The sequence below is a fragment of the Mesorhizobium sp. LEGMi-168a genome (genome assembly GCF_058312955.1).
In genome coordinates this window covers 61989-67988 of the sequence record NZ_JBZEGV010000031.1, presented here as the reverse complement: position 1 = coordinate 67988, position 6000 = coordinate 61989, and the positions used below count along the sequence as shown (strand labels likewise).

Here is a 6000-nt window from a genome sequence, read left to right as displayed (position 1 = left end):
CGGTCTTGCGCGAGATCTCGAAGGCCGCGCAAAGCTGCGTCATCGTCTCCTCGCCAGAAAGGCATTCCACCACAAAACGAAGCCGCTCATCCATGATGCCAGTCTCTCGCCAAACCATCGCCGGTCCCTCCCGGCTAACGAGAAAACTGTCACCCATCCAATCGGTCCATTCCGTTACCTATCTATCCGGTTCGGACACCGGGCACTTCTCCCCATATAGGGACGGGGAGAAGGGGCTGGCCGCAGCATTGGTGCTATTTCTGCAACGTTAGAGATTGGCGAAATCCTTGATGAGAGCGTCCCTCTCCCCGTCCCTATACGGGGAGAGGATGCCGGCAGGCAGGTGAGGGGCGGCGCCCACGTCGGATGGGTAAAGATCAAGTGCTCAGATCTGAACCGATTGCTCTCCATTTCCCGCATGCCTCTTGCGGTCCGCCGAAACTTTGAACAGTCTGGGCATGCGCGGCAATGGGGGACAGGGCAATGCGCGGCGAAGTTCTTCACTATGACGAGCAGCAAGGCTTCGGCTTCATCACCGGCGCCGACGGCAAACGCTACACATTCGCGCGCGAGGACCTGCGCCGCGAGATGGCGCTGGCGAGAGGCGACGAGGTCGAGTTCCAGCCGAACGGCGATCGGGCAAGCGGCATCTTTTCGATCCGCGCCCGCATGACCTCTCCGCCAAGTGGCGGCTCGCCGGCCGCAGCCCCACCGCTGCCCGGCAGCGCGCCTGCGGCGCCGGCGCATTTCGGCCGCAACGCCGAGAACGGGACAACGGAATCCACCGGTTTGTGGAGCTATTTCTGGCGTGGCCTGACGACGAACTACGTCAACTTCTCCGGCCGCGCCCGGCGCAAGGAGTTCTGGGGCTTTTGCCTGTTCTGGACGATCGGCCTCGTTGTCGCCATCGGTGTCGGGCTGTCCGTGGACCTTTCGCGCGGCGATGTCGAGGGCGGCGGCGACGAGCCGATCGTCATGCTCGGCCTTTTCGGTCTTTACGTCCTGCTCACGATCCTGCCTTGGATCGCGCTCATCGTGCGCCGCCTGCACGATCTCGGCCTGACCGGCTGGCTCGCCATCCTTTGCTTCCTGCCCTATGTCGGCGGGCTCGCTACCCTTGTCTTCGCGCTGATCCCGACCCAGGCCGGCGACAACAAGTGGGGACCGGTACCGGCCGGCGTCAGGGTTTAGCGGAAACCGTGTATATTGCAATTTTCCACAACCTTTAGTAGCGTCACGGAACACTACGCAAAGGGGGGAAGGCATGCGCGGTACAGTGTTTCATTACGACCAGGATCACGACTACGGCTACATCAACGGCGTTGACGGCAAGCGCTACATTTTCAGCCGTGTCGACCTGACCCAGGACGTGACCCTTGCCAGAGGCGCGCTGGTCGAGTTCACGCCGGACGACGGGACGGCGCACGATATCGTGGCCACGAAATCAGCCGCAGCGCCGCCAAGCGGGAGTCCGCAGCCTGCGGGCGGCCGGGCCACCGAGCACCGTTCCGCCGTGGGACTGTGGGCCTATTTCTTGCGAGCGCTGGGCGACGACTACCGCAATTTCACCGGCCGGGCCTGCCGCAAGGAGTTTTGGGCGTTCCATCTCTGGTTTTACGTCATGCTCGCCGCGCTGTTCGGTTTCGGCATTCTGCTCAACCTGGCGATAAGCGGTTTCGATGACGGTCCGAGGACCTCGATCGGGTACATTCCTGCCCTGCTCTTCGTGCTGGCAGCGATCCTGCCGTCGATCGCGGTCGTCGTGCGGCGTCTGCACGACATCGGACTGACCGGCTGGCTTGTGTTGCTTTGCTACACTCCGGCTTTGGGGGCCCTGGCCATTCTCGTCTTCGGGCTTCTTCCCTCGCAATTCGGAGAGAATCGGTGGGGGCCGATGCCGGCCGGCGTCAGGACTTAGCGACCGTCTTCAGCGCGTCGTCGGACAGCCTGAGGAAGACCTTCTGGCCGTGGCGCTCGGCGCCGAGCCGGTCGTAGAAGCGCAGCGCGCCCTCGTTCCAATCTTCAGTCGTCAGATCGATGCGGCCGATGCCCTTGTCGAGGCAATGGCCGGCGAGAAAGCCGATCAGCGCTCGGCCCGCGCCTTGATTGCGGGCGCTGTCACGTACGAACAGGTCCTTCAAAAACATCAGCCGTTCGAGATCGATGCCGGGATGCGCGATCGCCACCGATGCAAGGCCGGCGACCGCGCCGTTCGCGAAGGCCAGCGCGAAGTGCGGATAGGCCGGGCTCTCGTCACCGAGCCACTGCCTTGCCGTCGCCGTCGCCCGGCGATGATCGAGCGGCGCCTGCCGGTAGTGCGCCGCCATCTCGCAAAGCACGGTGGCGAGCGCCTCGGCGTCTTTGGTCGTCGCCCAGCGGACGTCGACCGCCACCCCAACGGCCATGGGGATCAGGCGAGGAATTTGGCGATGATGGCATCGCCCATCTCGACCGTACCGACCTCCGTCATGCCGTCGGACATGATGTCCTTGGTGCGCAGGCCGTCGTCGAGCACGGCGGCGACGGCCGCTTCCAGCTTGTCGGCTTCGGCCACCATGCCGAAGGAATAGCGCAGGCACATGGCGAAGGAGGCTATCATCGCGATCGGGTTGGCGATGCCCTTGCCGGCGATGTCTGGCGCCGAGCCGTGCACCGGCTCGTAGAGCGCCTTGCGCTTCTTGGTCTTGGGATCGGGCGCGCCGAGCGAAGCCGACGGCAGCATGCCGAGCGAGCCGGTCAGCATCGCCGCCACGTCTGACAGCATGTCGCCGAACAGATTGTCGGTGACGATGACGTCGAACTGCTTTGGCCAGCGGACCAGTTGCATGCCGCCGGCATCGGCCAGCATATGGTCGAGCTTGACATCGCTGTAGCGGGCCTTGTGCGTCTGGCTGACCACCTCGTTCCACAGCACGCCCGACTTCATGACGTTGCGCTTTTCCATGGAAGTCACATGGTTGCGGCGAGTCCGCGCGAGCTCGAAGGCGACGCCCGAGATGCGCTCGATCTCGAACGTGTCGTAGACCTGGGTGTCGATGCCGCGCTTCTGGCCGTTGCCGAGGTCGATGATCTGCTTCGGCTCGCCGAAATAGACGCCGCCGGTAAGCTCGCGCACGATCAGGATGTCGAGGCCTTCGACCACGTCCTGCTTGAGCGAGGAGGATGCCGCGAGCGCCGGATAGCAGATCGCAGGGCGGAGGTTGGCGAACAGCTCCATGTCCTTGCGCAGGCGCAGCAGGCCGGCCTCGGGGCGCACCTCGTAAGGCACCTTGTCCCACTTCGGCCCGCCGACGGCGCCGAACAGCACCGCATCCGCCGCCATCGCTTTTTCCATGTCGGCGTCGGAGATCGCCGCGCCATGCGCGTCATAGGCGCATCCGCCGACCAGCCCCTCGTCGGTGGCAAAACCGCTGCCGAGCTTCGCGTTCATGGCGCCGATCAGCTTCTTCACCTCGGCCATGGCCTCGGGGCCGATGCCGTCGCCGGCGAGCAGGAGGAGATTTTTCGAAGCCATGGAGAACCGTCCGGAAAGAATTGAACCGGCGCCTTGCTAAACGCCAAGCGCTTGCGGCGCAAGTGGACGACTGCTGCGAAACACCAACCGCCGCGATCCTTCGCGCCCCCCTCTGGCCTGCCGGCCATCTCCCCCACTTGGGGGAGATCCGACTTCACGCCGGCTTTCGCCAATCTCGAACCTTGCAGGAATGCGCGAGGCGTCGAAACAGCCAATCTCCCCCCAAGTGGGGGAGATGCCCGGCAGGGCAGAGGGGGGCGCTGTCCCGCCGGCGTCTCGCAACAAACCCGTAGCCCACCTACCGATGCGACAGAATATTCACCAATCGCCCGAACGGGTCGCGCACATAGAAGCGCCGCACGCCCCAGGGTTCGTCCGCAGGGCCGTATTCGATGGCGAAGCCGGCGCTCTTCATGGCGGCAAGCGCCTTGTCGACATCGTCGACCTCCATCGAGAGGTCCGGCACCGGCGTGCCGGAACCGCCTTGCGCCATAAAGCTGATCTGGACGGTCATTGTCTCTTGCGAGCCGTAAGTGGCGATCCAGCCTAGATCCATGATCACGTCGAGGCCGAGCACGTCCTGATAGAAGCGCTTCGCCGCCGCGATATCCCGTGTCGCGATATTGGCTACGATGCGCCGGACCGCCATGGCTTCAGCTCCTCACGCCGTGCGCTTGAGCGCGGTGACCTCGATCTCGATCTTCATCTCCGGCTTGTTGAGCTGGCAGACGATCATCGTCGCCGCCGGGCGGATGTCGCCAAACGCCTCGCCGAGGATCGGGAAGACAACGTCAACATAAGCCTGGTCGGTAATATAGTAGTGCGCCCGCACCACGTCGGCCATGTCGAAGCCGCCGTCGGCCAGCGCCTTGGCGATGGTTGCGAGGCAGTTGCGCGTCTGCGCCTCGACCGTCTCCGGCATCGTCATGGTGGCATAGTCGTAGCCGGTCGTTCCCGACACGAAACACCAGCCGCCCTGCACCACCGCGCGCGAATAGCCTGCGGTTTTCTCGAAAGGGGAACCTGTGGAGATGAGCTTGCGCATGGGGGCCTCGCGGTTGTTTCAGCCATTCTGAAATGCATCCACGATCCCGTCGTGAGCCAGACAGCGCAATGCTGGCGGGACAGCGCCCCCCTCTGCCCTGCTGGGCATCTCCCCCACAAGGGGGAAGATCAGGACGTCGCGCCGGCTTTCGCCAATCACCAGCGTTGCAGAATGAGCGAAGCGCCGAAACAGCCAATCTCCCCCCAAGTGGGGGAGATGTCTGGCAGGACAGAAGGAGGCGCGAAGGATCGCGGCCTGGCAAGGCAGGACGCTCGGGCTAGTTCCCCGATCCCTGCGCCTCGTCCAGCGCCTTCTTGATATCCTCCGGCCAGTCCTTCACCGGCGGCCAGGCATCCGGCTCGGGATTGTCACCGCGGCGGGCGAAATAGACCTTGTGCTTGACCGGATCGACCGCCATGAAGCCGTCGTTGCCGCCGCAGTCGTGCGGGACGCAGCCGCTGGCGTAGAAGGCGCCGGAGGCCGTCTTTTCCGTGCCGCCGCCGACCAGCAGGCTGGTCGCCACGTCGGGCATGTCCTTGCCGAGCAGCGCCTCGGCCGCCTTGTAGACGGCTTCGTTGTGGAAGGCGTCGATGATGTTGTCGTATTTCGACGGATCGACATCCTTCCAGTCGGTGCCGGGTTCCGGCGCGTAGGTGAGCTCGCCCGAGGTCGTCAGCCCCGTGGTCGGCGACCATTGCAGCGCCGGCTTGGAGTCGCCAGGCAGCAGATAGGGCACGAAATAGATGGCCTCGTCGGAAACCGCGGCCGGCGGCGCGCCGCACTCGTCCTGCTCGACCGTGGTGGTCTGGATCTCCCCGTCCTTCGGCTTCCACACAATGACCTTGGCCGGTCCGCACTGGTTGCCGCCGTCGCCGACATCGACCAGCGCCACGTTGACGTCGCCGATCTTGACGATCCTGTCGAAGTAGACGTCGTAGTTGCTGGCGAGCTCTTTTCCGTCATAGGCCAGCACCTTCTCGCCGTCCTGTTCAGGCTGCGTGATGGTGAGCTGGCCGCCCTCGAACGGAATCGGCGCTTGGCTGTCCTCGTCCGATGCGGCCGCGTCATCGCTGCCCGATCCCTGATCGGTCGCTCCCTGGTCGGAAGTTGCAGGCGCCTGCTGGGTGGCGGGCGTTTGCGACTGCGCGCTTGCGCCGGCCACAGCCAAAAGGATTGCCACTGAAGCGCAAGCGCCGGCCAGAAGCGAGCGTGTCATGACTTTCCCTCCATTCAGCCGCGAGCCCAGCCGGCAATGGCCGGGCCTATCGATTTGAAGCCGTACCGCTCAGAGACTGTTTCGAAATTCGCTCTGGCGAGTCATATGGTGGCGGTCTCGAGAACCGTAGCGCAGCGGACATTTGGTTCGTGAGCCTGCGCATGACCCCGAAAATCGAAATCGATTTTCGGAAAGGATCATGCGCCAAGTAAAATTTGCTGCAGC

Annotated in this window: 7 protein-coding genes and 1 pseudogene; 2 read left to right on the top strand and 6 right to left on the bottom strand. The window is 64.2% G+C overall.

Features of this window, described 5'->3' with window-relative positions; genetic code table 11:
- Positions 1-118, bottom strand: a pseudogene (locus AC4FWB_RS28640) (IS481 family transposase); the annotation flags it as partial.
- 365 nt (positions 119-483) lie between these two features.
- Here AC4FWB_RS28640 and AC4FWB_RS28635 point away from each other — a divergent pair.
- Both AC4FWB_RS28635 and AC4FWB_RS28630 read left to right on the top strand, forming a co-directional pair.
- A complete protein-coding gene (locus tag AC4FWB_RS28635; protein WP_491029595.1) occupies positions 484-1191 on the top strand; it encodes a DUF805 domain-containing protein in 708 nt (235 codons plus the stop codon).
- A gap of 73 nt (positions 1192-1264) precedes the next feature.
- The gene (locus tag AC4FWB_RS28630; RefSeq protein ID WP_491029594.1) at positions 1265-1918 is read left to right on the top strand and encodes a DUF805 domain-containing protein; all 654 of its coding nucleotides are present in this window, start codon (positions 1265-1267) and stop codon (positions 1916-1918) included.
- Here AC4FWB_RS28630 and AC4FWB_RS28625 read toward each other — a convergent pair.
- From AC4FWB_RS28625 to AC4FWB_RS28605, 5 genes are all read right to left on the bottom strand, one after another.
- The gene (locus AC4FWB_RS28625) at positions 1908-2393 is read right to left on the bottom strand and encodes a GNAT family N-acetyltransferase (protein ID WP_491029593.1); all 486 of its coding nucleotides are present in this window, start codon (positions 2391-2393) and stop codon (positions 1908-1910) included. The two genes, AC4FWB_RS28630 and AC4FWB_RS28625, sit on opposite strands and share 11 nt — an antisense overlap.
- Positions 2394-2410: 17 nt before the next feature.
- The gene (gene leuB / locus AC4FWB_RS28620; RefSeq protein ID WP_491029592.1) at positions 2411-3514 is read right to left on the bottom strand and encodes a 3-isopropylmalate dehydrogenase; all 1104 of its coding nucleotides are present in this window, start codon (positions 3512-3514) and stop codon (positions 2411-2413) included.
- Between the two features lie 298 nt (positions 3515-3812).
- A complete protein-coding gene (locus AC4FWB_RS28615) occupies positions 3813-4163 on the bottom strand; it encodes a VOC family protein (RefSeq protein WP_491029591.1) in 351 nt (116 codons plus the stop codon).
- A 12-nt stretch (positions 4164-4175) separates the two neighbouring features.
- On the bottom strand, positions 4176-4559 hold the full coding sequence (locus tag AC4FWB_RS28610) for a RidA family protein (protein ID WP_491029590.1): 384 nt from the start codon (positions 4557-4559) through the stop codon (positions 4176-4178).
- Positions 4560-4836: 277 nt separating this feature from the next.
- Positions 4837-5775, bottom strand: a complete 939-nt coding sequence (locus AC4FWB_RS28605; RefSeq protein ID WP_491029589.1) for an Ivy family c-type lysozyme inhibitor — start codon at positions 5773-5775, stop codon at positions 4837-4839.
- Between the last annotated feature and the right edge of the window lie 225 nt (positions 5776-6000).

Coding starts and splice junctions, on each gene's coding strand:
- AC4FWB_RS28635 (WP_491029595.1), top strand. CDS start 484: ATGCGCGGCGAAGTTCTTCACTATGACGAGCAGCAAGGCTTCGGCTTC.
- AC4FWB_RS28630 (WP_491029594.1), top strand. CDS start 1,265: ATGCGCGGTACAGTGTTTCATTACGACCAGGATCACGACTACGGCTAC.
- leuB (WP_491029592.1), bottom strand. CDS start 3,514: ATGGCTTCGAAAAATCTCCTCCTGCTCGCCGGCGACGGCATCGGCCCC.
- AC4FWB_RS28615 (WP_491029591.1), bottom strand. CDS start 4,163: ATGGCGGTCCGGCGCATCGTAGCCAATATCGCGACACGGGATATCGCG.
- AC4FWB_RS28610 (WP_491029590.1), bottom strand. CDS start 4,559: ATGCGCAAGCTCATCTCCACAGGTTCCCCTTTCGAGAAAACCGCAGGC.
- AC4FWB_RS28605 (WP_491029589.1), bottom strand. CDS start 5,775: ATGACACGCTCGCTTCTGGCCGGCGCTTGCGCTTCAGTGGCAATCCTT.